The sequence below is a fragment of the Xanthomonas sp. F10 genome (assembly GCF_014206815.1).
Lineage (GTDB): Bacteria > Pseudomonadota > Gammaproteobacteria > Xanthomonadales > Xanthomonadaceae > Xanthomonas_A > Xanthomonas_A indica.
This window is the reverse complement of the sequence record NZ_JACHNP010000002.1, coordinates 355,570-382,552: the sequence shown is the minus strand read 5'-3', so window position 1 is coordinate 382,552 and position 26,983 is coordinate 355,570. Positions and strand designations below refer to the sequence as shown.

Here is a 26,983-nt window from a genome sequence, read left to right as displayed (position 1 = left end):
CCGCCGCTCAGCGAAGCGCCCGGCGCGGCCCGTATGATCGGGGCGCCCTCCCCCACAGACAGGTGCATCGCTTGGCCAGCGTCCTTTCCGAACCCCTCGACGAAGCGCCCCGCGGCTGCGCGGACGCCACCCTGCTGCGCGGCCAGGTGTTCGCACAGAACTGCCCGTCCCGCGCCGTGCTCAGCCATGTCACCAGCCGCTGGGGCGTGCTCGTCCTGGTCGCCCTGCGCAAGGGCACCCACCGTTTCGGCGACCTGCGCCGCAGCCTGGAAGGCGTCAGCGAGAAGATGCTGTCGCAGACCCTGCAGGCGCTGGAGGCGGACGGCCTGGTGCAGCGCACCGCCTACCCGGTGGTGCCGCCGCACGTGGAGTACGACCTGACCCCGCTCGGCGAGGAAGCCGCGGCGCACGTGCACGCGCTGGTGGACTGGATCGAGCGCAATATCGGCGTGATCCTGGGTGGCGGCGCGCCACTGGACGCGGCCTAGGCGTCCATCTCCAGGCTGCAGCGGTCAGCGTCGGGAATGCCCCGGTCGCGGCTGAAGCCGCTCCTACGACGGCCGCTGCGTCGCCAGGAGACGACTGCATCCCGCACGCTACGGCGCACGCCGCCGCGGCACGCCAGTTCCCAGGTAGGAGCGGCTTCAGCCGCGACGCTTTCCGTCATGTCGCGGCTGAAGCCGCTCCTACGGAAATCGCAGAGCGCGCAGCGGCGCCTCAATCGTCGCTGTAGTTGCTCAGCGCCAGCGACAGCAGCGCCTTGGCCTGTTCGCGCAGCGACCGCGGCTCGACGATCTCCGCATCCGAGCCGTAGTGCAGCACGTCCATCAGCAGTTCGCGCGAGACACTGTAGGGCACCTTCAGTTCGTAGCGGCCGTCGGCCAGGAACCGGCCCTGCTGCTTGGAATGCCAGTGCTCGTCGGCGACCCAGCGCGCCGCCTTGGGGCTGAACACGATGGTGGCCCAGCCCTTGGGCGCGCCGGAGAAGATGCCGTAGCTGGCCGCCAGCTGCGAATCCAGCTCGGCGTCGGCCACGTCCTGCGCCGGCTGGTCGAGCAGGCGCGCATGGTTGATGCGGTCCACCGCGAAGCTGCGCACCGCGTCGCGGCCATGGTCCCAGGCGTCCAGGTACCAGTTGTCGCGGTAGTGGGTGATGCGCTGCGGCGACACCGTGCGCTTGGTCGATTCGTCGGTGGAGCGGGCGCGGTAGTCGAAGGACAGGCGCTTGCGCTCCAGCACCGCCGAGGCGACGGTGCGGAAACTGGCTTCGTCGAGCTTGCGGCCGCGGTGCGGGATCACCCGCACCCGCTCCACCGGCCAATGGGTCGCCCCGGCCTGGGCCGCGAGCAGGCTCTCGATGCGCTGCTGCAGCGGCGCCAGCACCGAGGACAGCACCCCGCCGCCGGTACGCGCCAGCAACTGCTGCGAGGCCAGCAGCGCATGCAGTTCCTCCGAACTCAGCCACAGCCCCGGCAGCTCGAAACGGTCGCTCTCGCCGGATTCGTAGCGGAAGCCGGCCTCGCCGTCGCCCTCCACCGGCGCCATCAGCGCATCGCGCAGGAAGGCCAGATCGCGGTAGACGGTGGCGCGGGAGCAGCCCAGTTCGTCCTGCAGCCGCGCCACCGTCACCGGGTAGCGCGCGGACTTGAGCAGGCGGTGCAGTGCGTTGATGCGTTCGTAGCGGTCCATGGCCTCGATTATGTCTGAGTCGCGGGCGGAAAACGCCTGCCCGGCGCGGCGGCCGGCAGCGCGCCCGAACCGTCGATGAAGCCGGCGCCCGGGGCCGGCCAGGGTGTCATGTGGATCCGGTATGATGAAATCGTTTCCATTTCGTTAGCCGAAGGCTGCGTCCTCACCCCCGGAGAGAAGCCATGTCCCGCCGCGCCACCCTCGTATCCGCCATCGCCTCGTTGCTGCTGAGCACGTCCCCGGCCTGGGCCGCCGACGTCGCCACCTCGTCGGCAACCACGGACCCGGCCAGTTCGCCGTGGAGCGGATCGGGCGAACTCGGCTTCGCCTCCTCGCACGGCAACAGCACCAACGAAAGCCTCAACGGCCGGCTCAAGGGCCAGTACGTGGACGGCGACTGGATCCACAGCCTGGACCTGCTTGCCCTGCACGCCAGCGCCGAGTACACCGACACCAATCCGGACGGCACCACCACGCGCAAGCGCCAGACCACCTCCAACCGCTACACCGGCAGCGCCGGCAGCGCGCTGCAGCTCGGCGAACACCGCCAGCTGACCGCCTCGCTGCGCTACGAGCGCGACGACTTCGCCACCTACGACCGCCTGGCCACGATCGGCATCGGCTACGGCACCCGGATCATGGACGGCGACCGCCGCAGCATCGACGTGCAGATCGGTCCCGGCGTGCGCCGCGCCCACGACGTGGTCGAGGACCGCACCGAGACCGGCCTGATCGGCCGCGGCCTGGTCGACTTCAAGTACGGCCTGACCAGCAACACCGAACTGGGCAACACCCTGCTGGTCGAATCCGGCGCATACAACACCTTCGCGCAGAACGACCTGGGCATCTCGGTGAGCATGAACGAGCGCCTGGCGCTGAAGGCCGGCTGGCAGGCGCGCTACAACAGCGACGTCAGCGACGACAAGAAGAAGACCGATACCTTGACCACCATGAACCTGGTCTACAAGTTCAAGTGAGCGGGAATTGGGAGTGGGGATTCGGGATTAGTCACGGGGGGTGCGGCGAGCTGCCGCGCCGCAGAGCCGACCCGTTGATCCGCCTCTCGTCGTAGGAGCGGCTTCAGCCGCGACGGGCATTTCCGGTACGGCCGTCGCGGCCAAGGCCACTCCTGCGAATGGCCTTTCGTCGTTGTCAGAGGCGCCCTGAAGCCGCTTCTACCAGTCGCTGGCGCGGCACCGCGCACGCCATCAGACCGGCAGGTCGACATCCAGCAATTCGCGCGCGCCGGCGCCCAGCAAGGCCTCGGCCACGGCCTGGCCCAGGGCGTCCGGGTCCCGGGCGCTGCGCTGCAGCTCCGCGCGCACCAGGCGTCCGTCGGCGACGCCGCCGACCAGGCCCTGCAGCAGCAGGTCGTCGCCGCGCCATTGCGCGAAGGCGGCCACCGGCACGTGGCAGCTGCCGTGCAGGGCGCGGTTCATCGCCCGCTCCGCCTCCACGCAACGACGGGTCGGCGCGTCGTCGAGCGCGGCGAACAGCGCCAGCGCGGCGCTGGCGTCCTCGCGGCATTCCACCGCGATCGCGCCCTGCGCCGGGGCCGGCAGCCAGTCCGGCGCCTGCAGGCGCTGGGTGATGCGCGCCTCCAGGCCCAGCCGCTGCAGGCCGGCGCAGGCCAGCACGATGCCGTCGTAGCCGCCGTTGTCGAGCTTGGCCAGGCGCGTGTTGACGTTGCCGCGCAGATCCAGCAGTTCCAGGTCCGGGCGCCGCGCGCGCAGTTGCGCCTGCCGCCGCAGCGAGGAGGTGCCGACGCGCGCGCCGAGCGGCAGCGCGTCCAGCGAGGCGTAGAGGTTGGAGATCAGCGCATCGGCCGGATCGGCGCGCGGCAGGATCGCCGGCAGCACGAACGGCCGGTCCAGCTCCATCGGCACGTCCTTGAGCGAATGCACCGCGCAATCGGCCTCGCCGCGCAGCATCGCCAGCTCCAGCTCCTTCAGGAACAGGCCCTTGCCGCCGATCGCCGCCAGCGAGCGGTCCAGGACTTCGTCGCCGCGGGTGCTCATCGGCACCAGCACCACGTCCAGGTGCGGGTGCGCGCGGCGCAGGCAGGCGGCGACATGCTCACTCTGCCACAGGGCGAGCGGACTCTTGCGGGTAGCGATGCGCAGGATCTTCATGCGCGCATTATCGCGGAAAGCCGCTGCCTGCCGCTGCCGCCGTGCGAACTGGCCGGCGTCAACGCTGGTGGATCTCCTTGCGCAGCTGCGCCACGCAGCGCCGACTGACCTCCAGCGGCTGCTTGCCATGGCGCAGCACCGCCTGCACCTGGCCCTCGCCGAGCCGGCGCAGCTCCACCAGTTCGTGGCGCGCGACCAGACAGTTGCGGTGAATGCGCACGAAGCGCTCGGCGAACTCATCCTCCAGCGCGCGCAACGATTCCTCGATCAGGTCCTCGCCGCGGGCGTGGTGCACCACCACGTACTTTTCCTCGGCCTGCAGATAGTGGATGTCGTCGACCGGGATCAGCCGCAGGCTGCCGCGCAGGCGCGCGCACAGGTGGGTGCGCCGCTGCGGCGCCGGCGCGGCGGCATCGCCGTTGACGCGGCCGGCCATGAAGGTGCGGGCGCGCTGCAGGGCCGCGGCCAGGCGCTCGGCCCGCACCGGTTTCATCAGGTAGTCGATCGCCGCCGCCTCGAACGCGGACAGCGCATGCGCGTCGTAGGCGGTGCAGAACACCACCGCCGGGCGCGGCTCGAACGTGGCCAGGTGGCGCGCGGCCTCCAGCCCGTCGAGGCCGGGCATGGCGATGTCCAGCAGCACCAGGTCCGGCTGCGCGGCGGCGCAGGCGTGCAGCGCGTCCATGCCGTTGTCGGCTTCGGCCACCACTTCCACGCCGGCATGCGCGGCCAGCAGCGTGCGCAGGCGTTCGCGCGCCAGGGGTTCGTCGTCGGCGATCAGCACCTTCACCCAGGTCTCCCTCGCTCGGCTGGCGTGCGCTGCGGCCGATACTAGCCCCGGTTCCGGGCGCCCGCCACGGGTATCGCATCAGGCCGCCAGGCGGCCACCAGGCTCAGGTGCCGGCGAGGCAGGCATCCATCCAGTCGCCCAGGTCGGCGATTTCCTCGGCGCAGACCTGGTGCGCCATCGGGTAGCGCCGCCACTGCACCGGCATTCCCAGCGCCTGCAGGGTCTGCGCGGTGCGCTCGGCGTACGTCTGCGGGATCACCGGGTCGCCCTGCCCATGGGCCATGAACAGCGGTTGCCGCAGGGCCGCCGGCGCGTGCCAGCGGGCGACGCTCTCCAGTTCGGGCAGATAGGTGGACAGGCCGATCAGGCCGGCCAGCGGCCGTTCGCGGCGCAGGCCGGTGGCCAGGGTGATCGCGCCGCCCTGGGAAAAGCCGGCCAGCAGCAGGCGCTCGGCCGGCACCCCACGCGCGTCCTCGCGCGCGATCAGTTCCTCGACCTGGGCCACCGATTCGGCGACACCGGCGCTGTCGGCGCGATTGGAGAAATCCATGCTGACGATGTCGTACCAGGCGCGCATACGCACGCCATTGTTGATCGTCACCGCCCGCACCGGCGCGTGCGGGAACACGAAACGCATGGCCGGCCAGTGCGGCCGCAGCAGTTCCGGCACCAGCGGCGCGAAATCGTTGCCGTCGGCGCCCAGGCCGTGCAGCCACAGGACGGTCCAGGCCGGCGCAGCGCCGGTCTCGTGTTCCACTGTTTCCAGCATGTCGGTTCCCGATGGAGGAGGCCGGCTAGTATGCCCGCGTCAGCCCTGGGCCTGCGCCTCGGCCTCGGCACGGCGCGCAGCGGCCTCGCGGCGCAGTTCGGCGGCGCGCAGCAGCACCGCCGGCGGCTGCGATTCCTCGGGAATGGCGAGGATGCGCAACTTGCGCAGCCACAGGCCGGCGGCCCGCGAGGAACTGATCGCCACCACCGGCACCGCCAGCGCCATGCCGATCACCACCGGCGCCATCCACGCCGCCAGCGACGGCGACACGGCATAGGCCATGCCGCCCATCAGCAGGCCGAACGCGCTGAGTCCGCCGTAGCTGCGCAACAGCGCCGACCACGAAATGCGGCCGTCGTCGCGCTGCTGCGCATCCCAGCCCGAATCCTTGCCGGCCAGCACTTCGGCGACGCCGCGCGACTGCACGTACATCACCACCGGCGCCATCAGCGCGGCCAGCAGCGTTTCCAGCAGCATGCTCACGAAGGCGCGCAGCCCGCCGCCGCAGCCACGGCGTTCGCCGGGCTTGAGCAGCATCGCGAAGTAGCCCATCACCTTGGGCGCCAGCAGCACGAACATGGTCACCGCGAACACCCAGGCCACCCGCGTGGAATCCTGCTGGTGCCAGTAGCGCGCCGGCGAGAACGGCGAGATCACCGAGGCGACCAGGTCGAACCCGCCGTTCTGCAGCGGAATGGCGATGCCGATCAGCATCAGCATGCCCCACATCGGCGCGGTGAAGTAATGGCCGATGCCGATCAGCATGTGCATGCGGCTGACCCAGTGCAGGCCGCGCGCGCGCACCACCTTGGAGTGCTGCAGGTTGCCCTGGCACCAGCGGCGGTCGCGCACCAGCAGGTCGGTCAGCGTCGGCGGGCCTTCCTCGTAGCTGCCCTGCAGGTACGGCACCATGTGCATGGCCCAGCCGCCACGGCGCATCAGCGCCGCCTCGACGAAGTCGTGGCTGAGCACGTGGCCGCAGAACGGCTTGCGCCCGGGCAGCGACGGCAGGCCGGCCTGCGCGGCGAAGGCCTCGGTGCGGATCATCGCGTTGTGGCCCCAGTAGTTGCTTTCCGAACCATGCCACCAGGCCACGCCGAAGGCGATCACCGGGCCGTAGACGCGGCCGCCGAACTGCTGCATGCGCGCGAACAGGGTATTGCCGTTGACCACTTCCGGCAGGGTCTGGATCAGGCCCACGTCGGGGTTGGCCTCCATGCCGGCGGCCAAACGCACGATGCTGTCGCCGGTCATCAGGCTGTCGGCGTCCAGGATCAGCATCTGCGGATAGGCGCCACCGAAGCGGCGCACCCAGTCGGCGATGTTGCCGGCCTTGCGCCCGGCGTTGCTGGCGCGGCGCCGGTAGAACAGCCGGCCGTGGCCGCCGACGCGCTCCACCAGCTCGGCATATACCTTTTCTTCTTCCGCGCCGACCGCCGGGCGCGTGGTGTCGCTGAGGATGAAGAAATCGAAGCGCTCGATCTGGCCGGTGGCCTCCACCGACTCGTAGATCGCCTGCAGGCCGGCCATCAGCCGGTGCGGATCCTCGTTGTAGGTGGGCATCAGCAGCGCGGTGCGGTTGCGCACGACCGGCAACGGCGCGTCCGGATCGATGCCGAGCTTGCGGCCCTTGCCGAACACCAGGGTGAAGAAGCCGGCCAGGGCGCTGACGAAGGACAGCGCGATCCAGGCGAACAACGGGATGAACAGCACCATCAGGCAGGCTTCGAGCACGCTCACGCCGCCGATCAGCAGCACCTTGCAGATCAGCCAGCTGGCATAGGCGGTCATCGCCGCGGTCGTGCCGAACACGTAGAAGCGCCGCCAGCCGATCCCGACCGGGGTGCTGGGCAGGCGCTTGTTGCGCAGCTTGCCTTCCTGCAGCGACTGCAGCGGCATGGCCAGTGGCGCTTCGGGTGGCAAGACCGCCTGGCCGGCATCCAAGGGCGCATCGACGGGCACGGCCGGTGTGGGGGCGACCGCGCTCATGCGATCCGCCGATCGCATCCGGCGCCGCAGCGCCATCGGGAAATGCCGCGGGCGGCCGGCGCGGCGGATGCCGCTGCGGCCACGCGCGTCTTGTCATGTACGCCAGTTGCTACCACGTGCTCTCCTGTCGACGGGCAAAGACGCCTGTCAATGTAAACCTTAAATAGTAAGCTTTCGCGAAGGCGGCCATCGGCGCCATGGCGGCGCTGCCCGCCCGTCCGTTCAGCCACGCCTTCACTCGCGCTCACCCTGGTTTCACCGCGCGCGCCGACCATGAAGCCCTGTCCGGCAATGGAGGATCGGCGCATGCGGCACCCGGCCCGGCGACGCACTGACACCCCTGACGACCAGCAACGGCCATCGAGGGCCGCGGCGGCACCGACGCAGCCCGGCCAACCGGCGTTGCTGATCGTGGACATGATCAGCCGTTTCGATTTCCCCGGCGGCGAGCGCCTGGCGAACGCCGCGCTGCCGGTGGCCGAGCGCATCGCCCAGGTCCGCGCGCGCTTCCATCGCCGTGGCTGGCCGGTGCTGTTCGCCAACGACAACTTCGCCGACTGGCGCACCGATTTCGAAGGCCTGTGGACGCTGTGCGCCGATCCGAAACAGCGCGGCGCGCGCATCGCCGCCTGCCTGGCGCCGCGCCCGCAGGACTACTACGTCCTCAAGCCCAAGCACTCCGCCTTCCTCGGCTCGGCCCTGGCCCTGCTGCTGGCGCGGCTGCAGACCACCCACCTGCTGGTCACCGGCATCGCCACCGACGCCTGCGTGCTGGCCACCGCGATCGACGCGCGCATGCGCGACTTCCAGGTGCAGGTGCCGCCATCGTGCTGCGCGGCGCTGGACGCCGGGCGCCAGCAACGGGCGCTGCGGCTGCTGCGCGAGGCGTTCGCGGTGCACATCAGCGAGCGGCTGCCGGCGCGCGCGGGTCGATGAGCGGGGCTACTCCGCCGCCGGCACCAAGTCATCGCCCGCGTCGTCGAGCGGCCGCGGCACGAACGGAAACGCCAGGGTGATGGTGGTGCCGCATCCCAGTTCCGATTCGACGTCGACGAAGCCGCCCGCCTGGCGTACCAGGCCATAGACCTGGGCCAGGCCCAGCCCGGTGCCCTTGCCCTCGGGCTTGGTGGTGAAGTACGCCTCGAACAGGCGCGACTTCACCTCGTCGGACATGCCCTCGCCCTGGTCGCTGACCGCCAGGGTCACATAGCGGCCGGGCTGGCGCATCGCCGCCGCGCGCGAGGGCGGCACCTCCAGGGCGCTGCAGCGGATCGTCACCGCATCGCCGGGGCGGCTGGCGTCGCGCGCGTTCAGCGCCAGGTTCATCACCGCCTGCTCGACCGCGTTGCGGTCGGCATAGGTCGTCGCCACCTCGGCGCAGGGCAGGAGTTGCAGGCGCATCTCGCCGCCCAGCGCCTGCGCCAGCAGCGGCTGCATCTGCGTCACCAACGCGTTCAGGTCCAGCCAGGCCGGCTTGACCGGATGCGCGCGGGCGAAGCCGAGCAGGCGCCGGGTCATCCCCGCGCCGTGCTGCAGGGCCTCGTTGGCGATGCCGAGCAGCCGCCGCTGGTCCGGCTGCAGGCGCTGCGGATGGTCGGCGACCATGCTCACCGAGGTCATGGCGGTATGCAGCATGTTGTTGAAGTCATGGACCACGCCGGCGAGCATCTGCCCGATCGCCTCGCCCTTCTGCGCCTGGGTCATCGCGCGCTCGGCCACGCGCTGCGCGGCCAGGGCGATGTCCAGTTGCCCGCGCAGTTGCGAATGCTCGGCCTGCCAGCGGCGGCCCAGCGCGACGGCATCGGCATCCTCGATCGCGTTTCCCTCGCCCTCGACCGGGGGAAGATGGCCGAGCGCGCGCAGGGCCTGTTCGACCTGGCGCTGCTGGGTGACGTCGCGGCTGATCACCAGCACGCTTTCGACCCGGGCCGCGGCATTGGCCAGCGGGCTGACCATCACGTGCCACCAGCGCTGCCGTCCGTCCAGCGACGGGCGCTGCGCCCAGAATTCGCGCTGCTCATTGCCCAGCGCCGCGGCGAAGGCGGCCTGGGTGAGCGAACGCATGTCCTCGGGCCACAGTTCGGCCCAGGGGTGGCCGACCACATCGGCAGGATCGGAGACGCCAAGCAGGGCAAGGCCGTGGGGATTGATCGAGCGCACGATGCCGTCGCGGCCGACTTCCTTGATGCAGTCGTGTGAGAGCTCGACGATCTGCCGATAGTAGGCGTGCGTGGTCAAGCTGCATCTCGCAGTAAGTAAGGTCGAGAATATCGGGATTCACACAACGTCACCAGGGCTTCACTGCCGAATCGTGAATCTGACAACGATCACTCACGGGGCGATAACGGCATTATGCGCGCGACACCCGTCTCCACCGCCATTCTTTTGGTGGAGGACGACCAGACGATACGGGAGTTAGCCGCCGCCATGCTGGCCGCCGATGGATACCGGGTGCTGTCGGCGGCGACCGCACAGGAAGCGCTGGAGGTGCTGGAGCGGCACCCGGACGTGGAGTTGATCTTCAGCGACGTGCAGATGCCCCGCTGCGACGGCCTGAGCATGGTGCGTCAATTGCGCCGCCGCGGCATCGTCATCCCCGCCCTGCTCACGTCCGGCATGCATGCGCCAGAACCCTGGATGCTGCCTGCACGCACCGGCTTCCTACCCAAGCCATACCGCCGCACCGACCTGTTGGCGGCGCTGGACCGTCTGCAGACCGGACGCTGAGTGGCGCACGCGCCGGCATGCGTTGCCGCGGCGCTCGCACGCGGCATGCCCGACATGGGGGGTCAGGCGAAGACCAGCTTGCCGTACCGTGCCGAACGGATCGCCGCCAGGCGCTCGGCGACGAAGTACGCGCCGGCGTGCGCATCACGGAAGTACACCCCGTCGAATGCGTGCCGACCGCGCACCACGCCATCGTCGCCGGTGATCCGGATCTGCGGCTCGAGCACGCCATCCGGGCACGCGCGCAGCAAGCCGTCGAGGACGAAGCCGTCCAATTCGCGACGCATCTGCGGTTTCAGGACTGTCATGAGCACACTGCACCATAGACCGCATGAAGCTCGCACAACGGAGGTGTCCGCCGCGGTCGCACCGAAGCGCGGCACGCATGCGGCAATGAAAGCTAAACGGTTCATTGGCGCCCAGGCCGCGATGCAGGCCTGCGGCGCCTGACGTTCGGCGAATCCACTATGCGCCGCTCTCGCAATTTCGCTGTAGACAAGCGCGCGCTTCACGCCTCTTTTATCGCGCCATTCGTACTTTGCTCCTGCATTATCGCATTGCAACAACGCTGTCCCGTTTCGACGCTGCTGTGCCTCTTTCCTTGCTTCACGTCGCGCGCCCGCCAGGACGCGCGGCGGCAGTCGCTTTCCGTGTGCCCCGTCCTCCCCCTTCCCAGACGGAACCGCCATGTCGCCCCCCACTCCCGCCGACCTGACCGATAGACAACGCGATACCCATCCGGTGCTGCATGCGCCGCGCCGCCGCTACCGCGACGCGCGCGGCCGCTTCGTCCGCAATGCCGAGGTGACCGTCAAGCTGAACCCGGCGCCGCGCCGGACCAGCCTGTTCGTGACCTCGGAAATGGCCGACTTCATCAAGGCCGGCGGCCTGGGGGACGTGGCCGCGGCCTTGCCGCGCGCGCTACGCGGCAGCTGCGACATTCGCGTGCTGATCCCGGGCTACCCGGCGGTGCTGCGCAAGACCGGGCCGCTGGAGATCGTCGGCCACATCGCCGCGCACGCCGGGTTGCCGGATTGCGCGCTGGGCCGGGCCGAGCGCCCGGACGGCCTGTGCGTGTACGTGCTGCTGTGCCCGCAGCTGTTCGAGCGGCAGGGCTCGCCTTACGTGAGCAGCGAAGGCCGCGACTGGGAAGACAACGCACTGCGCTTCGCCACCCTGTCCCATGCCGCCGCGCAGATCGCCGGCGGCCGCGCGGGGCTGGACTGGACCCCGGAGCTGCTGCACCTCAACGACTGGCCGTGCGCGCTGGCCGCCGCCTACGTGCGCTGGTCCGGCGGGCGCACGCCGTGCCTGCTGACCATCCACAACCTGGCCTACCAGGGCCTGTTCCCGTACGCGATGGCCGGTGCCCTTGGCATCCCCGCCGAGGGCCTGCAGGACCTGGAGTTCTACGGGCAGATGTCGTTCCTGCGCGCGGGCATCGTCCACGCCGACCACGTCAACACGGTCAGCGTCAGCTACGCCGCGCAGATCACCGGCCCGGCCCAGGGCTGCGGCCTGGACACGCTGCTGGCGCGACGCGCCGCCAGCGGCCGCCTGAGCGGCATCGTCAACGGCATCGACGCCAGCTGGGACCCGCGCACCGACGCGCACCTGCCGGCCCACTTCGGGATCGGCCAGATCCAGGGCAAGCGCGAGAACGCGGCGCAGGTGCGCCAGGCGTTCGGCCTGCTCGACAGCGACGGCCCGCTGTTCGCGGTGGTCTCGCGGCTGGTGCACCAGAAGGGCCTGGACCTGATCTGCGAGGTGGCGCCGCAGATCGTCGCGGCCGGCGGCCAGATCGTGATCATCGGCGGCGGCGAGCCGCAGATCGAGCAGGCGGTGGCGGCGCTGGCGCGGCGCTACCCGGGCCATGTCGGCGCGCACATCGGCTTCGAGGAGCGGCTGGCGCGGCGCATGTTCGCCGGCTCCGACTTCCTGCTGATGCCCTCGCGCTTCGAGCCCTGCGGGTTGAGCCAGATGTACGCGCAGCGCTTCGGCAGCCTGCCGATCGCCCACGCCACCGGCGGCCTGATCGACACGGTGGACGACGGCGTCACCGGCTTCCTGTTCGAGGAAGCCTCGGCCGACGGCCTGCGCCGCTGCCTGCAGCGGGTGTTCCGTACCTTCCGCCTGCCGGGCCTGCTGCAGGCGATGCGCCGCGCGGCGATGCTGCGGCCCAGCGGCTGGGAACTGGCCGGGCGCAAGTACATGGCGCTGTACGAGCGCACCGCCGGCCCGGTGGCGGCGAGCGGCCATGTGTCGGCGATGGCCGGCGCCACGCCGCCGGCCGCGGCGGGCGCCACGGCTGCCGCATGAGCGATCGGGAACACGTCGTGGACCCGGCCGCCGGCCGGGACCCGGCGGCGGACACGGAGGACGACGGCGACGGCCTTGCGCTGCAGGCGCTGGCGCGCGGCGAGGCCGGCGATGCGTTCGCCTGGCTCGGCCCGCATCCGCAGGCCGACGGCACGGTCCGGGTCCGCGTGCTGGCGCCGGGCGCCGAGGCGCTGGGCCTGCTCGATGCGCAGGGCAAGCTGGTGGCACGCATGCGCGCGCATGCGCAGGCGGCGGGTGTGTTCGAGGGCGAGCTGAAGCAGCCCATGCGCTACCGGCTGCGCATCGTGTGGCCGGACGCAGTGCAGGAGTGCGACGACCCCTATGCGTTCGGGCCGACGCTCGATCCGGCCTGGCTACAGGACCTGGCCGCCGGCGACGGCGCCGCGCTGCGCACCGCGCTCGGGGCGCACCACATCCGTGTCGGCGAGGTGGAGGGCGTGCGCTTCGCGGTGTGGGCACCGCAGGCCAGGCGCGTGGCGCTGGTCGGCGACTTCAATGGCTGGGACGCGCGCCGGCATCCGCTGCGCCTTCATGCGGAATCCGGGGTATGGGAACTGTTCGTGCCCGGGCTGCACGGCGGCGAGCACTATCACTACGAATTGCAGGCTGCCGACGGCAGCGTGCTGCCGCGCAAGGCCGATCCGGTCGCGCGCTGCAGCGCGCTGGCGCCGTCCACCGCCTCGGTGGTGCCGTCCGCCGACACCCATACATGGAATGACGCGGCCTGGCTGGCGCAGCGCGAGGCGCAGGCCGGCAGCGCGCAGCCGCTGAGCATCTACGAACTGCACGCCGGCTCCTGGCGCCACGACCGCCACGGCCAGCCGCTGCACTGGGATGCGCTGGCCGCCGAGCTGATTCCCTACGTGCGCGGGCTCGGCTTCACCCACATCGAACTGCTGCCGATCGCCGAGTATCCGTTCGGCGGCTCCTGGGGCTACCAGCCACTGGGGCTGTACGCGCCGACCGCGCGCCACGGTGACGCCGACCGCTTCGCGCGCTTCGTCGATGCCTGCCACCAGGCCGGTATCGGCGTGCTGCTGGACTGGGTGGGCGCGCACTTCCCCGACGACCCGCACGGCCTGCACCGCTTCGACGGCAGCGCCCTGTACGAACACGCCGACCCGCGCGAAGGCGTGCACCGCGAGTGGAATACGCTGGTCTACAACTACGGCCGCCCGGAAGTGGTGGCCTACCTGATCGGCAGCGCGCTGGAGTGGATCGAGCGCTTCCATGTCGACGGCCTGCGCGTGGATGCGGTGGCGGCGATGCTGTACCGCGACTACGGCCGCAACGCCGGCGAGTGGATCCCCAACGCCCACGGCGGCCGCGAGAACCTGGAGGCGATCGCCTTCCTGCGCCGCCTCAACGACGAGATCGCGCAGCGCTTCCCCGGCGTGCGCACCATCGCCGAGGAATCCACCGCCTGGCCGGGCGCCACCGCGCCCACGCAGCAGGGCGGGCTGGGCTTCAGCCACAAGTGGAACATGGGCTGGGCGCACGACACGCTGCGCTACCTGCAGCGCGATCCGCTGTACCGGCAGCATCACCACAGCGAGATGACCTTCGGCCTGGTGTATGCGTTCTCCGAGCACTTCGTGCTGCCGCTGTCGCACGACGAGGTGGCCCGCGGCAAGGGCTCGTTGCTGGCGCGCATGCCCGGCGACGCCTGGCAGCGCTTCGCCAACCTGCGCGCCTACCTGGCCTTCATGTGGGCGCATCCCGGGCGCAAGTTGCTGTTCATGGGCTGCGAGTTCGGGCAGTGGCAGGACTGGGACCACGACCGGCCGCTGGACTGGACGCAGGCGCAACAGCCCGAGCACCGCGGCGTTGCCCGGCTGGTCGCCGACCTCAACCGGCAGTTGCGCGCGTTGCCGGCGCTGTACCGCAGCGACCGCAGCAGCGACGGCTTCGAATGGAGCATCGCCGACGACTCCCGCAACAGCGTGTTCGCCTTCGTCCGCCACGACCGCGACGGCGCCGCGCCGCCGCTGCTGGCGGTGAGCAATTTCACGCCGAACGTACTCCACGATTACCGCGTGGGGGTGCCGCGTAGTGGACGCTGGCGCGAGCTTCTCAACAGCGACAGCGGCTATTACGGCGGTTCCAACCAGGGCAACGGCGGCGTGCTGTCGACCCTGCCGCAGCCGATGCATGGGCATGCGCAATCGCTGGCGCTGACCCTGCCGCCGCTGTCCACCCTTTGGCTGCAACCGGACCTTTGACCATGGCCACGACTGCTGTATCGACCGATTCCTCCGCCGCACCGCGCGCGGCGCTGCGCCCCGGCGCCTGGCCCGGCGCCAACGGCGAGGTCGCCTTCGCGCTGTGGGCGCCGGATGCCGAGCGCGTGGAGCTGGTGTTCGGCGACGATCGGCGGCAGCCGCTGGAGGCGATCGGCGACGGCTACTTCGCCGCCACCCTGGCGTGCGCGCCCGGCACCCGCTACCGCTACGCCATCGACGGAGGCACGCCGGTGCCGGACCCGGCCTCGCGCTGGCAACCCGACGGCGTCCATGGCCCAAGCGCGGTGCTGGCCACCGACGGCTATGCCTGGCGCCACGGCGACTGGCGTGGCCGGCCCTGGGCCGAGACCGTGTTCTACGAACTGCACGTGGGCACCTGCGGCGGCTATGCCGGGCTGCGCGCGCAGTTGCCGACGCTGGCCGCGCTCGGCGTCACCGCGATCGAGCTGATGCCGCTGGCCGAATTCCCCGGCCGCCACAACTGGGGCTACGACGGCGTGCTGCCGTACGCGCCGGCCTCGGCCTATGGCCATCCCGACGAGCTCAAGGCGCTGATCGACGAGGCCCACGGCCTGGGCCTGAGCGTGTTCCTGGACGTGGTCTACAACCATTTCGGCCCGGATGGCAATTACCTGGGCCAGTACGCCTCGACCTTCTTCCGCGAGGATGCGCCGACGCCGTGGGGCGCGGCGATCGATTTCCGCTTGCCGCCGGTGCAGCGCTACTTCATCGACAACGCGCTGATGTGGCTGCACGAGTATCGCTTCGACGGCCTGCGCCTGGATGCGGTGCACGCGATCGTGCCCAACGCCTTCCTCGACACCTTGCGCGAGGCGATCATGGCCAGCGTCGCCGACGGGCGCCACGTGCACCTGGTGCTGGAGAACGAGGCCAACCAGGCCGGCGTGCTCGAGCGCGGCTACAGCGCGCAGTGGGACGACGACTTCCACAACAGCCTGCACGTGCTGCTGACCGGCGAACACGAGGGCTACTACGCCGGCTTCGCCGATGCGCCGGCGCAGCACCTGGCGCGGGTACTCGGCGAAGGCTTCGCCTTCCAGGGCCAGGCCGACCACCGCGGCCACGCGCGCGGCGAGCCCAGCGGCCACCTGCCGCCGCACAAGTTCGTGATCTTCGCGCAGAACCACGACCAGATCGGCAACCGCGCCCGCGGCGACCGGCTGATCACCCAGGTGACCGAGCCAGCGCTGCGCGCGGCGCTGGCGTTGACCGCGCTGACCCCGATGATCCCGCTGTTCTTCATGGGCGAGCCGTGGGGCAGCCGCGCCCCGTTCCAGTTCTTCACCGATTTCGCGCCGCCGCTGGACGAGGCGGTGCGCGAGGGCCGGCGCCGCGAGTTCGCGCACTTCGCCGCCTTCGCCGATCCAGAGCAGCGCGCCACCATCCCCGATCCCAACGCGCCCAGCACCTTCCAGGCCTCGATCGCCGACATCAGCGATGCCACCCATGGCGAGGGCGCGCGCTGGCGCGACTGGTTCGCGGCGCTGCTGGCGCTGCGCCGCGAGCACCTGGTGCCGGCGCTGACCCAGGCCAGTGCGCTGGGCGCGCGGGTACTCGGCCCGCGGGCGGTCGCCGCGGGCTGGCGCCTGGGCGATGGCGAATGGCACGTGGCCGCCAACTTCGGCGACGCGCCGGTGGCGCTGGACCTGCCCGGCAGCACCGTGCACGCGGAGAGCGCCGGCGGCGATGCCGCGCAGTTGCCGCCCAACGCCTTCGTCGCGCGCTACCGACCCGGCAACGCCGCATGAGCACCCGCTGTCGCGACGCCATCGCGACAGCGCAGCCGGCACGCTGGCCGCCTCGTTCGCTGCCCACCGCCGCGCACGCGCCGACGGCGCGCGCGAGCGGGAGCGCGGCGGACGCCACTTCCTCCGCTTTGCAGCCCGGTTCGCCCTGCCCATGACCGACACTTCCTTGCACACCCTGGCCGACGCCGCCGGCCTGCTGGTCGACTGGATCGACGCCAGCGACACCCCGCGCACCGTCGGCGACGACACCCTGCGTCACGTGCTCGGCGCGCTGGGCCTGGACGCGCGCGACCCCGCCGCCTGCCGCGACAGCCTGCGCCGGCTGCAGGCCGACGCGGCGCTGCCGCCGCTGCTGACCGCCGACGCCGGCGCGCCGGTCGAGGTCGGCGCCGCACCCGGTGCGGCGTACCGGCTCGACAGCGAAGATGGCCGCGCGCTGCACGGCCACTGCGACGCGCAGGGCCGCCTCGTCGCGCCGGAGGCCGCCGGCTACTGGACCTTGCAGCACGGCGACCGCCGCACCACCCTGGCGGTGGCGCCGCCACGCTGCTACGGCGTCGCCGACGCGGTGGGCGCGGCGCAGCCGCGGCGCTGGGGCCTGTCGCTGCAGGTGTATTCGGCGCCGGGCGCCTACGATGCCGGCATCGGCGACGCCGACGGCACCGCTGCCTGGGCCACGCGCATCGCCGCGGCCGGCGGCGACGCCATCGCGCTGAGCCCGGTGCATGCGGCGCGGCCGATCGGCGCGCACTACAGCCCCTACTCGCCCAGCGACCGCCGTTTCCTCGATCCGCTGCAGGCGGCGCCGGCGCGCGTGCTCGGCGCCGACGCCGCGCAGCGCGCACTGGACGCGGCCGGGCTGGCGCAGGCCTTCGCCGAGGCGCAGGCGCGGCCGCTGATCGACTGGCCGGCCTCGGCCGCCCTGAAGTGGCAGTGGCTGCGGCAGCTGCACGCCGCCTTCGGCCAGGCCGACGCGGCGCTGCACGCCGACCTGGCCGCGTTCGAACGCGACGGCGGCAGCGCCCTGCACGCGCATGCCGCATTCGCTGCGCAGGACTTCGGCGATGCCGATCCGGGCCTGCACCGGTTCGCGCAGTGGCTGGCCGCGCGCAGTTGGGCCGACGTGCAACGCCAGGCGCGTGCCGACGGCATGGGCATCGGCCTGATCGCCGACCTGGCGGTAGGCTTCGACGCGCAGGGCGCCGAGGCCGCGGCCTGGCCGCAGGCGGTGCTGCAGGGGCTGGAACTGGGCGCGCCGCCGGACGCGTTCAACGGCGACGGCCAGGCCTGGGGCATCTGCGGCTACGCACCGACCGCGCTGCGCGCGAGCGGCTTTGCGCCGTTCATCGAGCTGCTGCGCGCGGTGATGCGCGATCGCGGCGGCGTGCGCATCGACCACATCCTCGGCCTGCTGCGGCTGTGGGTGATCCCGCGCGGCGCGCCCTCGTCCACCGGCGTGTACCTGCGCTATCCGCTGCACGACCTGCTGCGCCTGCTGGCGCTGGAGTCCTGGCGGCACCGCGCGATCGTGATCGGCGAAGACCTGGGCGTGGTGCCGGACGGCATCCGTGCCGAGCTGTCGCGCCGCGGGGTGATGGGCATCGACGTGCTGCTGTTCACCCGCGACCGCGATGGCGCGTTCCTGCCGCCGGCGCAGTGGCGCCTCGACGCCCTCGCCACCACCACTACCCATGACCTGCCGACCCTGCGCGGCTGGCGCCGCGGCGAGGACATCGACTGGCGCCGGCGCCTGCAGCTGAGCGACGCCACGCAGCAACGTGCCGATCACCAGGCACGCACCGACGACGTCGCGCGCATGGACCAGGCGGTGGCCGCGGCGCTGCCGCCCGCCGAGGCCGCCGACCCGGAACTGGGCGCGCTGCGCTTCGTCGCCGCTACGCCGTCGCCGCTGGCGCTGCTGCCGGCCGAGGACGCGCTGAGCCTGGACCAGCAACCCAACCTGCCCGGCACCGTCGACGGCCACCCGAACTGGCGCCGGCGCCTGCCCGCGCCCGATGCGGCTGCATCCGCCGCCACCCTCGCCACGCGCCTGGACGCCTTCGCCCAGACCCGCCAGACCACCGCCACCGCCGCGCAAGGAGCCGACGCATGCGCATGATTCCCCTGCGGGCCACCGCCCGCCTGCAACTGCATGCCGGTTTCACCCTGCTCGACGCCGCCGCGCAGGTGCCGTACTACGCCGGGCTGGGCATCAGCCACCTGTACCTGTCGCCGATCGGCACCGCCGTGCCCGGCTCCACCCATGGCTACGACGTCACCGATCCGCGCCAGGTCAATCCCGAGCTCGGCGGCGAGCCGGCGCTGCTGCACCTGTCCGAGCGCGCGCGCAGCCACGGCATGGGCCTGATCCTGGACATCGTGCCCAACCACATGGCCACCCACCCGAGCAATCCGTGGTGGTGGGACGTGCTCACCCATGGCCGGCGCAGCCGCCATGCCGGCTGGTTCGACATCGATTGGCGTGCGCCCGGACGCGAGGGCAAGCTGTGGCTGCCGGTGCTGGACCGCCCCTATGCGCAGGCGCTGAGCGAAGGCGCGCTGCAGTTGCAGGTGGCCGAGGACGGCAGCGTCGTCCTGCTGCACCACGACCAACGCTTCCCGATCCGCCTGGACGGTGCCATCGCCCAGGAACCGGCGAGCGCGCGCCCGGCCTGGGCGGCCCGGCTCAACGACGCCGCGCGGCTGGGCGACGACGCCCTGCACCGGCTGATCGAACGCCAGTGCTATCGCCTGGCCTGGTGGCGGGTCGGCAATGACATGCTCAACTACCGCCGCTTCTTCGACATCACCTCGCTGGCGGCGCTGCGGGTGGAGCAAAACGACGTGTTCGCCGCGGTCCACGAGTTGCCGCTGCGGCTGGTCGCCGAGGGCCATCTCGATGGCGTGCGGGTCGACCACGTCGACGGCCTGGCCGATCCCACCGGCTACGTGCAGCGGCTGCGCACGCAACTGGACCGCGCCGGCCGCCGTCGCGGCATCGCCGCCGGCGGCATCGCCCTGTACCTGGAAAAGATCCTGGCCCCGCATGAGCAGCTGCGCAGCGACTGGCCCTGCGACGGCACCACCGGCTACGACTTCATGGACCAGGTTGCCGCAGTGCTGCACGATCCGGCCGGCGCCGCGCCGCTGACTGCCCTGTGGCGGCGCTGGAGCGGGCGCAGCGGCGACTTCGGCCAGGAACAGCGCGCCGCGCGCGACGAGATCCTGCAGGGTTCGCTGCAGGCCGAGTTCGTGCGCACCGTGCAGGCGCTGGGCGCCGCCGCGCACCTGGATCCGCTGACCCGCGAGTTCAGCCCGCAGATGCTGGCGCGCGGGCTGATGGCCTTGCTGCGGCAGTTCGAGGTGTACCGCACCTACGCCGGACCCGACGGCCTGGACGACGACGACGCGGCGCGCCTGGCCCAGGCCGCGCAGCGCGCGCGCGCCGGCGCCGAACCGCGGGTCTGCGCGGCGATCGACGCGATCGAACGCTGGAGCCGCGACGGCCGCGGTACCGGCAAGGCGCAGGTGGCGCTGCGGCGGATCGTGCGCCGGCGCCTGGAGCAGCTGTCGGCGCCGCTCAACGCCAAGTCGGTGGAGGACACCTCCTTCTACCGCCACGGCGTGCTGCTCTCGCGCAACGAGGTGGGCAGCGAGCCGGACGTGTTCGCGCTGACGCCGGAGGAATTCCACGCGGCCAACGCGGTGCGCGCGCAACGCTATCCGCGTGCGCTGCTGGCCACCGCCACCCACGACCACAAGCGCGGCGAAGACGTGCGCATGCGCCTGGCCGCGCTCAGCGCGCAGGCGCCGTGGTGGGACGCGCAGGTGACGCGCTTCCAGGCGCTGTCGGCCGACCTGCTGCCGGCCGGCAGCGCCGCACCGCTGCCCGGCGACCTGCTGATGTTGTGGCAGATGCTGGTGGCGGCCTGGCCGCTGGAACTGGCGGTGGACGACGCCGACGGCCTGCACGACTACGCCGAACGCATTGGCGCCTGGCAGCTCAAGGCCGCGCGCGAAGCCAAGCTGCGCACCCACTGGACCTGGCCGGACGAGGACTACGAGCGCAATGCGCGCGCCCTGCTCGACGCCGCGCTGCTGCAGCCGGCCGGTGCCGCGCTGCGCGAGGCGCTGGCGCAGGCGGCCGCGGCGCTGGCCCCGGCCGGCGCGCTCAACAGCCTGGTGCAGACCACCCTGCGCCTGACCGTGCCCGGCGTGCCCGACCTGTACCAGGGCAGCGAAGGCTGGGACCTGTCGCTGGTGGATCCGGACAACCGCCGCCCCGTCGACTACGCGCTGCGCCAGGCCTGGCTGCGCGACGCCACCGCGCCGGACGCCCTGCTGCAGGATTGGCACAGCGGGCACGTCAAGGCCTGGCTGACCGCACAGTTGCTGCAGTTGCGGCGCGCGCATCCGGCGCTGTTTGCAGGCGGTAGCTACCGGCCGCTGCAGGCGCAGGGCGCACAGGCGCAGCACGTGCTGGGCTTCGTGCGCGAACACGAGGGCGCCTCGCTGGTGGTAGCGGTGCCGCGGCTGAGCGCCGCCGCGCAGGCGTTGCGGCCGGACGCGCCGCTGCGGGCGCAGCTGGATTGGCGTGACACGGTTCTGACACTACCGCAGGCACAGTATCGTCCGGTGCTGGCCGGTGCTACCGTCGACGCCATGTCGGCCGTCCCGGTGTCGGCCCTGTTCGCCGAATTCCCGGTTGCCGTGCTGGTGGCCTCCCCCTGATCCCGCAAGAAGCCATGGACGCAGAAACACGCCAACGCCGTATCCGCCAACTCGCACACGAAATCTGGGAAGCCGAAGGGCGACCCGACGGCCATGCCGCCCGCCACTGGGCCATGGCCGAACGCCTGGCGGACGCGGAAGCGGCCGCCGAAGCCCACGTCGACGCCGACGCACTGCCGCCTCCGCAATCGCTCCGCAGCGCCGGCAACGGCTCCGCCTCTTCGTAAGGATTGTCCATGCCCGTGCGCAAGCTCACCCGCCGTTCGCGTATTCGCGAAGGCCTGCCCTACCCCCTGGGCGCCACCTGGGATGGCCTGGGGGTGAACTTCGCCCTGTACTCGGCGCACGCCACCAAGGTGGAGCTGTGCCTGTTCGACGATCGCGGCCGCGAGATCGAGCGCATCGCGCTGCCCGAGTACACCGACGAGGTCTGGCACGGCTACCTGCCCGACGCGCGCCCGGGCCAGCTCTACGGCTACCGCGTGTACGGCCCGTACGCGCCCGACGCCGGGCACCGCTTCAACCCCAACAAGCTGCTGCTCGACCCCTACGCCAAGCAACTGGTCGGCGAACTGAAGTGGGCGCCGGCGCTGTTCGGCTACACCATCGGCCACAAGGATGCCGACCTGAGCTTCGACCGCCGCGACAGCGCCGCCTACATGCCCAAGTGCGCGGTGATCGATCCGGCCTTCACCTGGGGCAAGGACCAGCGCCCGCAGACGCCGTGGGACAGCACGGTGATCTACGAGACCCACCTGCGCGGCACCACCATGCGCCATCCCTCGGTTCCCGAGGCCTGGCGCGGCACCTTCTCCGGGCTGAAGGTGGACGAGGTGGTCGAGCACATCAAGCGCCTGGGCATGACCGCGGTGGAACTGCTGCCGGTGCACACCTTCGTCGACGACGAATACCTGCTCAAGCAGGGCCTGCGCAATTACTGGGGCTACAACACCATCGGCTTCTTCGCCCCGCACCCGCGCTACATGGCCACGCGCACGGTGTCCGAGTTCAAACAGATGGTGGCGCGGCTGCACAGCGCCGGGCTGGAAGTGATCCTGGACGTGGTCTACAACCACACCGCCGAAGGCAACGAACTGGGGCCGACGCTGTCGTTCAAGGGCATCGACAACGCCAGCTACTACCGCCTGGCCGAGGACCGTCGCTTCTACATCAACGACACCGGCACCGGGAACACCTTCGACCTGACCAACGCCGGCGCGCTGCGCATGGTCAACGACTCGCTGCGCTACTGGGTGTCGGAGATGCACGTGGACGGGTTCCGCTTCGACCTGGCCACCATCCTCGGCCGCGAGCACCACGGCTTCGATCCCAAGGGCGGCTTTCTCGACGCCTGCCGCCAGGACCCGCTTCTGAGCCAGGTCAAGCTGATCGCCGAACCGTGGGACGTCGGCCCCGGCGGCTACCAGGTCGGCGGCTTCCCGCCGGGCTGGTCGGAGTGGAACGACAAGTTCCGCGACAACGTGCGCGCGTTCTGGCGCGGCGACGAAGGCCAGCTGGCCGAACTGGCCACGCGCCTGACCGGCTCGGCCGACCTGTTCCATCACCGCGGTCGCCGCCCGACCGCCTCGGTCAACTTCGTCACCGCCCACGACGGCTTCACCCTGCACGACCTGGTCAGCTATTCCCACAAGCACAACGAAGCCAACGGCGAGCACAACCGCGACGGCTCGGACAACAACATTTCCGCCAACTACGGCGTGGAAGGCGAGACCGACGACGAGCAGATCAACGCCCTGCGCCTGCGGCAGATGCGCAACATGCTGGCCACCCTGCTGCTGTCGCAGGGCACGCCGATGCTGCTGGCCGGCGACGAGTTCGGCCGCAGCAAGGGCGGCAACAACAACACCTACTGCCAGGACAACGAACTGACCTGGCTGAACTGGGAAACCGGCCCGCGCGCGCACCAGCTCAGCACCTTCGTGTCGCGCCTGACCCACCTGCGCGCGCACTACCCGCTGCTGCACCGCGCGCGCTTCTTCGACGGCGCCTACGACGAGGAATTGGGCATCAAGGACGTGACCTGGCTGGCCCCGGACGGCGAGGAAATGACCGAAGCCTCCTGGCACGACCCGCACGCCCGCGCCCTGATGATGCGCCTGGACGGCCGCGCCCCGTCCAGCGGCCTGCGCCAGGCGGCGTCGAACGTGACCTTGCTGATGATCGTCAACGGCTCCACCGAGGACGTGACCTTCACCTTGCCGATGGTCGAGGGCGAGCACTGGCGCGTGCTGATCGACACCGCCGAACGCGACCACGAACGCGGCCTGCCCGGCGGCTCGCAATGGCACGGCATCTGCCGCTCGCTGACCCTGCTGGCAGCGGAGCGCGACGGCAAGGCCGCCGCCGCCCAGCACCAGAACGCGGCGCCGCCACCGGCGGCGTAACGCGAACAGCGGCAGACAGCGGCGCAGATCGAGTACTGGGCCGCTGTCCGCACAGACAGGCCTGCTCATGTAGGAGCGGCTTCAGCCGCGACTGAAGCCTGCAAGGGTTAAGCCACTGGACGGATTTTCCGGTGCGACTCGCGAAGGTCACGAGTGGCAGCGGCGTTGGAGCCCCTTGTCGCCACCGTATCGATCGTCGAGCTCTGTCACCAAGTGAAGCGGCGCGCGCGCTGCGATTCCAGCGTCACCCAACCCTGGGGCTGGTCAGTCGCTCCCAATTGGCGTACGCGAACTTATGCTTAGTCTCCTCATCCTGAGGAAGTGCTGCGACGAAGCGTCGCGCATCGCCACCAGGCCGATACTGATAGGGGTAGTCGGTCGAGAACAGAATGCGGTCCGGCCCGACCGCGTCCATCGCCCGCTGCAGGTAGTCCGCACTGAACATGCCACTGGCGGTCAGATAAAGATTCTCCTTCACGTAGGCCATGAACGGTTTGCGCAGCTTGGCCACCCTGTCCAGCATGACCAGGCGCTCCAGGTAGAAGATCACTACCTCCCCCCAATGCCCGAGAATGACCTGTAGCTTGGGATGGCGGTCGAAGACGCCGCCCAGCACCATCCGCACGAACTCCATGCCTGCCTCGTAGTGCCAGCCGAGCCCGAAGGTCGACAGGGCCAGATCGATCGCAGGAGTGAATCCGCTGTAGTAGGAAGCGCACACTGCCGCCTGCGGAATCTGCGGATGGATCAGCAACGGGACATCGAGATCGGCTGCGCACGCGTAGGTCGGTTCGAACAGTGCGTCGTCGAGACGCCGGTTGCCGACACGGCCGTACAGGATGCCGCCCTTGGCGCCTAGCTCCACCACGGACCGGCGTAGCTCGCTCGCGGCCGCATCGGCGTGGGCGAACGGCAACGCGGCCAGGAACTGGAAGCGCGTGGGATTGCTGCGCATCGTCGCCGCCATCAGTTCGTTGACACGGCAAGCCAGCTCGACGCCAGGCTCGGCGAGATTGTTCAGGCCCGGCGTCGTCAGCGACAGTACCTGCACATCCACGCCGGTTTCATCCATCAGGGCCAGCCGTTTGTCGGCCAGATCGGCAAGGCGCTCGTCGATGAAGGAAGGATTGAGCGCCAGGGTTCCATCGTCCGCACCGGGGATGGTCTCCCAGGCTTGCTTGATGTCGGCCGGAAGCACGTGTTCTTCGATTGCCACGATCTTCATGGTTGAACTCCGGTGCCCTAGTTGATGCATGCTCGCTTGGCAGGTGGGACGCGCGCCGCAGTTCTCCGCCTCGCAAGGCGCCACTGCTACCTGGCGCGTCCGCGCAGCACCTCGCCCACCACGGGCACCGCGGAGAAAGCGTTCGGCCAGCCCGCATAGAACGCAGCATGGGCGATCACTTCGCCGGCCTCCTCTGCGGTCAGGCCGTTATCCATGGCGCGGCCCAGGTGATAGCTGACTTGGGCGCTCTGGCCGGACGCGATCAGCGAACTGACCGTGACCAGGCTGCGATCGCGTGGCGTGAGCCCGGGGCGCTGCCAAAGGTCCAGAAACAGCGGATCGGCCGTGAACTTCACCAAACCGGGCGAGATCGAACCGACATTCGCCTCGACCGTCGCGGCGCGCTGGCGCTCTGCTTCCTCGTTGAGCGGCAACAACGGCGGCGATGCCGGCGGCAGTTGGTTGGCGGCGATGTCGCGGCCGGCGAACACCTCCCGGGTGACCGCGATAGCTGACATGGCATTCGGCCAACCCGCATAGAAAGCGAGATGCGTAATGATTTCCGAGACTTCGGCCGCGGTGACGCCGTTGTCGAGCGCCACGCCCACCTGATGCTTGAACTCGGCGGGCTGGTTGCGCGCGATGAGGATGGCAAGCGTGACGATGCTGCGGTCGCGTGCCGACAGTTGCGGGCGTCGCCACAGGTCGGCGAGCACGTCTTCGCGGGCGTAACGAGCCAGGGCGGGGGAGACGGATTCGATGTCCTTCGCGGACAGGAACGATATGCTTTCCGGCATGCTGATGGTTCCTCTTTTCTCTTTTGCAAAGACAGGCTCGCCCAGGGCGAGCGTGATGGCGGCCGCGATCACGATGTGCTTCATTCGATCTCCTCATTCGGCTGTTCGCTGGCGCGGATGCCATGCGGCCTGGATTCGAAGCCAAGGCGTTTAGCTCGCTGCGGGTTACCGTCCCGAGAACCGCATGATGGCTTCTGGATAACGCGCGCCCTCGATGACGATCTTGGTCTCTTGGATCTCGTCGAGATCGGCCTGGTCGAGCTTCACCTGCAGTGCGCCGATGTTTTCATCGAAGCGTTCGAGCCTGCGCGTGCCGAACAACGGTACGATCCAGGGCTTTTGCGCAAGTAGCCAGGCCAGCGCCACCTGGGCCGGCGTTGCGCCGTGCTTCTCACCGATTCTGCGGATGAGATCGACAAGCTTCTGGTTGGCGATCCTGGCATCTTCGGCGAAGCGCGGCGTCTGCGCGCGAATATCGGAACCATCGAACGTCGTGCTGGCGTCGATCTTGCCGGTCAGAAAGCCCTTGCCCAGCGGACTGTACGGCACCAGCCCGATGCCCAGCGCCTCGATGGTCGGAAGGACCTCGGCCTCGGGCTCGCGCGTCCACAGGGAATATTCGCTCTGCAGCGCCGCCAGCGGCTGCACTACGTGCGCACGGCGGATCGACTCGGGACTGGCTTCGGACATGCCGAACCAACGGACCTTGCCCTCCGCGATCAGATCCTTGACTGTACCGGCGACCTCCTCCATCGGCACCTCGGGATCGACCCGGTGCTGGTAGTAGAGATCGATATGGTCGGTACGCAGCCGCTTGAGACTGCCCTCGATGGATCGCCGGATCTGTGCAGGCTTGCTGTTGACTCCGCCCCGATGCTCGCCGGTTTCCTGGTCGATGTCCCAGCCGAACTTGGTGGCAAGCGTGACCTTGTCGCGCACGGGCGCAAGCGCCTCGCCGACCATTTCCTCGTTGGTCCAGGGTCCATAGACTTCGGCGGTGTCGAAGAAATCCATGCCGCGATCGACCGCCGTGCGGATGAGAGCGATCATGTCGGCGCGGTCGGGCAGGTCGCGGGCCTTGCCGTATCCCATGGCGCCGAGCGACAGCGCCGAGACCTCCAGCCCCTGGCCGAGTTTGCGTCTGATCATCGTTTCGTCTCCCTCGTGGTTGCTCGTGGTGTGATGCGGACGGTGGCCGCGCGCGCCCGGACGCCGATCATCGGCGCGAGGTACTGGCTCTCGCCATACTCGGGCGGATATGCGGCGTCGACGCGGTCGTTGAACGAGCCTTCGACCGGTGCGAACGCGACCTCGCGGGTCATGCCGGCGGCGATGATGCGTCCCGCCTTCTGGCGGAGTGGAATCGCTTGTGATCCA

The 26,983-nt window shown here is 70.6% G+C and carries 22 protein-coding genes; 11 read left to right on the top strand and 11 right to left on the bottom strand.

Translation table 11 applies throughout. The features are described from left to right. Window positions 1-71: 71 nt before the first annotated feature. A complete protein-coding gene (locus FHR56_RS13170; protein ID WP_160945476.1) occupies window positions 72-488 on the top strand; it encodes a helix-turn-helix domain-containing protein in 417 nt (138 codons plus the stop codon). A gap of 229 nt (window positions 489-717) precedes the next feature. On the opposite strand, the gene FHR56_RS13165 is transcribed toward FHR56_RS13170, so the two are convergent. Further along, the gene (locus tag FHR56_RS13165; RefSeq protein ID WP_010341069.1) at window positions 718-1,689 is read right to left on the bottom strand and encodes a YafY family protein; all 972 of its coding nucleotides are present in this window, start codon (window positions 1,687-1,689) and stop codon (window positions 718-720) included. Window positions 1,690-1,871: 182 nt separating this feature from the next. Here FHR56_RS13165 and FHR56_RS13160 point away from each other — a divergent pair, with 182 nt between their 5' ends. After that, window positions 1,872-2,666, top strand: a complete 795-nt coding sequence (locus tag FHR56_RS13160) for a DUF481 domain-containing protein (protein WP_160945477.1) — start codon at window positions 1,872-1,874, stop codon at window positions 2,664-2,666. 231 nt (window positions 2,667-2,897) lie between these two features. On the opposite strand, the gene hemC is transcribed toward FHR56_RS13160, so the two are convergent. The 4 genes from hemC to mdoH all read right to left on the bottom strand — a co-directional run bounded on the left by hemC (window position 2,898) and on the right by mdoH (window position 7,369). Beyond that, the gene (hemC, locus tag FHR56_RS13155; protein WP_160945478.1) at window positions 2,898-3,821 is read right to left on the bottom strand and encodes a hydroxymethylbilane synthase; all 924 of its coding nucleotides are present in this window, start codon (window positions 3,819-3,821) and stop codon (window positions 2,898-2,900) included. A gap of 58 nt (window positions 3,822-3,879) precedes the next feature. Continuing rightward, window positions 3,880-4,611, bottom strand: a complete 732-nt coding sequence (locus tag FHR56_RS13150) for a LytTR family DNA-binding domain-containing protein (protein ID WP_160945479.1) — start codon at window positions 4,609-4,611, stop codon at window positions 3,880-3,882. A gap of 103 nt (window positions 4,612-4,714) precedes the next feature. After that, window positions 4,715-5,380: an alpha/beta hydrolase gene (locus FHR56_RS13145; protein WP_160945480.1), complete on the bottom strand. Its 666-nt coding sequence runs from the start codon at window positions 5,378-5,380 to the stop codon at window positions 4,715-4,717. 39 nt (window positions 5,381-5,419) lie between these two features. Further along, window positions 5,420-7,369: a glucans biosynthesis glucosyltransferase MdoH gene (gene mdoH / locus FHR56_RS13140; protein WP_160945481.1), complete on the bottom strand. Its 1,950-nt coding sequence runs from the start codon at window positions 7,367-7,369 to the stop codon at window positions 5,420-5,422. A 417-nt stretch (window positions 7,370-7,786) separates the two neighbouring features. Between mdoH and FHR56_RS13135 the strand changes: the two genes are divergently transcribed. Then, complete coding sequence (locus FHR56_RS13135) at window positions 7,787-8,305, top strand: isochorismatase family cysteine hydrolase (RefSeq protein WP_237473014.1); 519 nt, start codon at window positions 7,787-7,789, stop codon at window positions 8,303-8,305. Window positions 8,306-8,311: 6 nt separating this feature from the next. Here the strand turns inward: FHR56_RS13135 and FHR56_RS13130 are convergent, their stop codons facing one another. Then, window positions 8,312-9,607, bottom strand: coding sequence for an ATP-binding protein (locus tag FHR56_RS13130; protein ID WP_160945482.1), 1,296 nt, complete (start codon window positions 9,605-9,607; stop codon window positions 8,312-8,314). A gap of 114 nt (window positions 9,608-9,721) precedes the next feature. On the opposite strand from FHR56_RS13130, the gene FHR56_RS13125 reads away from it, so the two are divergent. Beyond that, complete coding sequence (locus FHR56_RS13125) at window positions 9,722-10,096, top strand: response regulator (protein WP_160945483.1); 375 nt, start codon at window positions 9,722-9,724, stop codon at window positions 10,094-10,096. Between the two features lie 62 nt (window positions 10,097-10,158). Here FHR56_RS13125 and FHR56_RS20665 read toward each other — a convergent pair whose 3' ends face one another. Beyond that, the gene (locus FHR56_RS20665) at window positions 10,159-10,608 is read right to left on the bottom strand and encodes a hypothetical protein (RefSeq protein ID WP_237473015.1); all 450 of its coding nucleotides are present in this window, start codon (window positions 10,606-10,608) and stop codon (window positions 10,159-10,161) included. Between the two features lie 175 nt (window positions 10,609-10,783). On the opposite strand from FHR56_RS20665, the gene glgA reads away from it, so the two are divergent. From glgA to glgX, 7 genes are all read left to right on the top strand, one after another. After that, the gene (glgA, locus tag FHR56_RS13115) at window positions 10,784-12,415 is read left to right on the top strand and encodes a glycogen synthase GlgA (RefSeq protein ID WP_160945484.1); all 1,632 of its coding nucleotides are present in this window, start codon (window positions 10,784-10,786) and stop codon (window positions 12,413-12,415) included. A 17-nt stretch (window positions 12,416-12,432) separates the two neighbouring features. Continuing rightward, on the top strand, window positions 12,433-14,658 hold the full coding sequence (locus FHR56_RS13110; RefSeq protein ID WP_343160737.1) for a 1,4-alpha-glucan branching enzyme: 2,226 nt from the start codon (window positions 12,433-12,435) through the stop codon (window positions 14,656-14,658). A gap of 2 nt (window positions 14,659-14,660) precedes the next feature. Next, complete coding sequence (gene treZ, locus FHR56_RS13105) at window positions 14,661-16,448, top strand: malto-oligosyltrehalose trehalohydrolase (protein ID WP_184502641.1); 1,788 nt, start codon at window positions 14,661-14,663, stop codon at window positions 16,446-16,448. 151 nt (window positions 16,449-16,599) lie between these two features. Continuing rightward, a complete protein-coding gene (gene malQ, locus FHR56_RS13100) occupies window positions 16,600-18,567 on the top strand; it encodes a 4-alpha-glucanotransferase (RefSeq protein WP_160945487.1) in 1,968 nt (655 codons plus the stop codon). After that, window positions 18,564-21,179 (top strand): malto-oligosyltrehalose synthase, encoded by a 2,616-nt coding sequence (gene treY, locus FHR56_RS13095; protein WP_184502677.1) that lies wholly within the window; start codon window positions 18,564-18,566, stop codon window positions 21,177-21,179. The genes malQ and treY overlap by 4 nt, the downstream gene beginning before the upstream one ends. 14 nt (window positions 21,180-21,193) lie before the next feature. Then, window positions 21,194-21,406, top strand: a complete 213-nt coding sequence (locus FHR56_RS13090) for a DUF2934 domain-containing protein (protein ID WP_160945488.1) — start codon at window positions 21,194-21,196, stop codon at window positions 21,404-21,406. Window positions 21,407-21,415: 9 nt separating this feature from the next. After that, window positions 21,416-23,584 carry a glycogen debranching protein GlgX gene (gene glgX, locus FHR56_RS13085; RefSeq protein ID WP_160945489.1) on the top strand — a complete coding sequence of 723 codons (2,169 nt, stop codon included), beginning with the start codon at window positions 21,416-21,418 and terminating at the stop codon, window positions 23,582-23,584. Window positions 23,585-23,828: 244 nt separating this feature from the next. Here the strand turns inward: glgX and FHR56_RS13080 are convergent, their stop codons facing one another. The 4 genes from FHR56_RS13080 to FHR56_RS20660 all read right to left on the bottom strand — a co-directional run bounded on the left by FHR56_RS13080 (window position 23,829) and on the right by FHR56_RS20660 (window position 26,970). Next, window positions 23,829-24,809 carry an amidohydrolase family protein gene (locus FHR56_RS13080; protein WP_160945490.1) on the bottom strand — a complete coding sequence of 327 codons (981 nt, stop codon included), beginning with the start codon at window positions 24,807-24,809 and terminating at the stop codon, window positions 23,829-23,831. 86 nt (window positions 24,810-24,895) lie between these two features. Then, entirely contained in the window at window positions 24,896-25,690 is a 795-nt protein-coding gene (locus tag FHR56_RS13075) for a carboxymuconolactone decarboxylase family protein (RefSeq protein WP_160945491.1), read from the bottom strand. Between the two features lie 81 nt (window positions 25,691-25,771). Further along, window positions 25,772-26,755: an aldo/keto reductase gene (locus tag FHR56_RS13070; protein ID WP_160945492.1), complete on the bottom strand. Its 984-nt coding sequence runs from the start codon at window positions 26,753-26,755 to the stop codon at window positions 25,772-25,774. Beyond that, window positions 26,752-26,970: a DUF2255 family protein gene (locus tag FHR56_RS20660; protein WP_345776739.1), complete on the bottom strand. Its 219-nt coding sequence runs from the start codon at window positions 26,968-26,970 to the stop codon at window positions 26,752-26,754. Before FHR56_RS20660 ends, FHR56_RS13070 begins: the two co-directional genes overlap by 4 nt. Window positions 26,971-26,983 lie beyond the last annotated feature (13 nt).

Coding starts and splice junctions, on each gene's coding strand:
- FHR56_RS13075 (WP_160945491.1), bottom strand. CDS start 25,690: ATGAAGCACATCGTGATCGCGGCCGCCATCACGCTCGCCCTGGGCGAG.
- FHR56_RS13125 (WP_160945483.1), top strand. CDS start 9,722: ATGCGCGCGACACCCGTCTCCACCGCCATTCTTTTGGTGGAGGACGAC.
- FHR56_RS13070 (WP_160945492.1), bottom strand. CDS start 26,755: ATGATCAGACGCAAACTCGGCCAGGGGCTGGAGGTCTCGGCGCTGTCG.
- malQ (WP_160945487.1), top strand. CDS start 16,600: ATGACCGACACTTCCTTGCACACCCTGGCCGACGCCGCCGGCCTGCTG.
- FHR56_RS13160 (WP_160945477.1), top strand. CDS start 1,872: ATGTCCCGCCGCGCCACCCTCGTATCCGCCATCGCCTCGTTGCTGCTG.
- hemC (WP_160945478.1), bottom strand. CDS start 3,821: ATGAAGATCCTGCGCATCGCTACCCGCAAGAGTCCGCTCGCCCTGTGG.
- glgA (WP_160945484.1), top strand. CDS start 10,784: ATGTCGCCCCCCACTCCCGCCGACCTGACCGATAGACAACGCGATACC.
- FHR56_RS13135 (WP_237473014.1), top strand. CDS start 7,787: ATGATCAGCCGTTTCGATTTCCCCGGCGGCGAGCGCCTGGCGAACGCC.
- FHR56_RS13080 (WP_160945490.1), bottom strand. CDS start 24,809: ATGAAGATCGTGGCAATCGAAGAACACGTGCTTCCGGCCGACATCAAG.
- FHR56_RS13165 (WP_010341069.1), bottom strand. CDS start 1,689: ATGGACCGCTACGAACGCATCAACGCACTGCACCGCCTGCTCAAGTCC.
- mdoH (WP_160945481.1), bottom strand. CDS start 7,369: ATGAGCGCGGTCGCCCCCACACCGGCCGTGCCCGTCGATGCGCCCTTG.
- glgX (WP_160945489.1), top strand. CDS start 21,416: ATGCCCGTGCGCAAGCTCACCCGCCGTTCGCGTATTCGCGAAGGCCTG.
- treY (WP_184502677.1), top strand. CDS start 18,564: ATGATTCCCCTGCGGGCCACCGCCCGCCTGCAACTGCATGCCGGTTTC.
- FHR56_RS13090 (WP_160945488.1), top strand. CDS start 21,194: ATGGACGCAGAAACACGCCAACGCCGTATCCGCCAACTCGCACACGAA.
- treZ (WP_184502641.1), top strand. CDS start 14,661: ATGGCCACGACTGCTGTATCGACCGATTCCTCCGCCGCACCGCGCGCG.
- FHR56_RS13145 (WP_160945480.1), bottom strand. CDS start 5,380: ATGCTGGAAACAGTGGAACACGAGACCGGCGCTGCGCCGGCCTGGACC.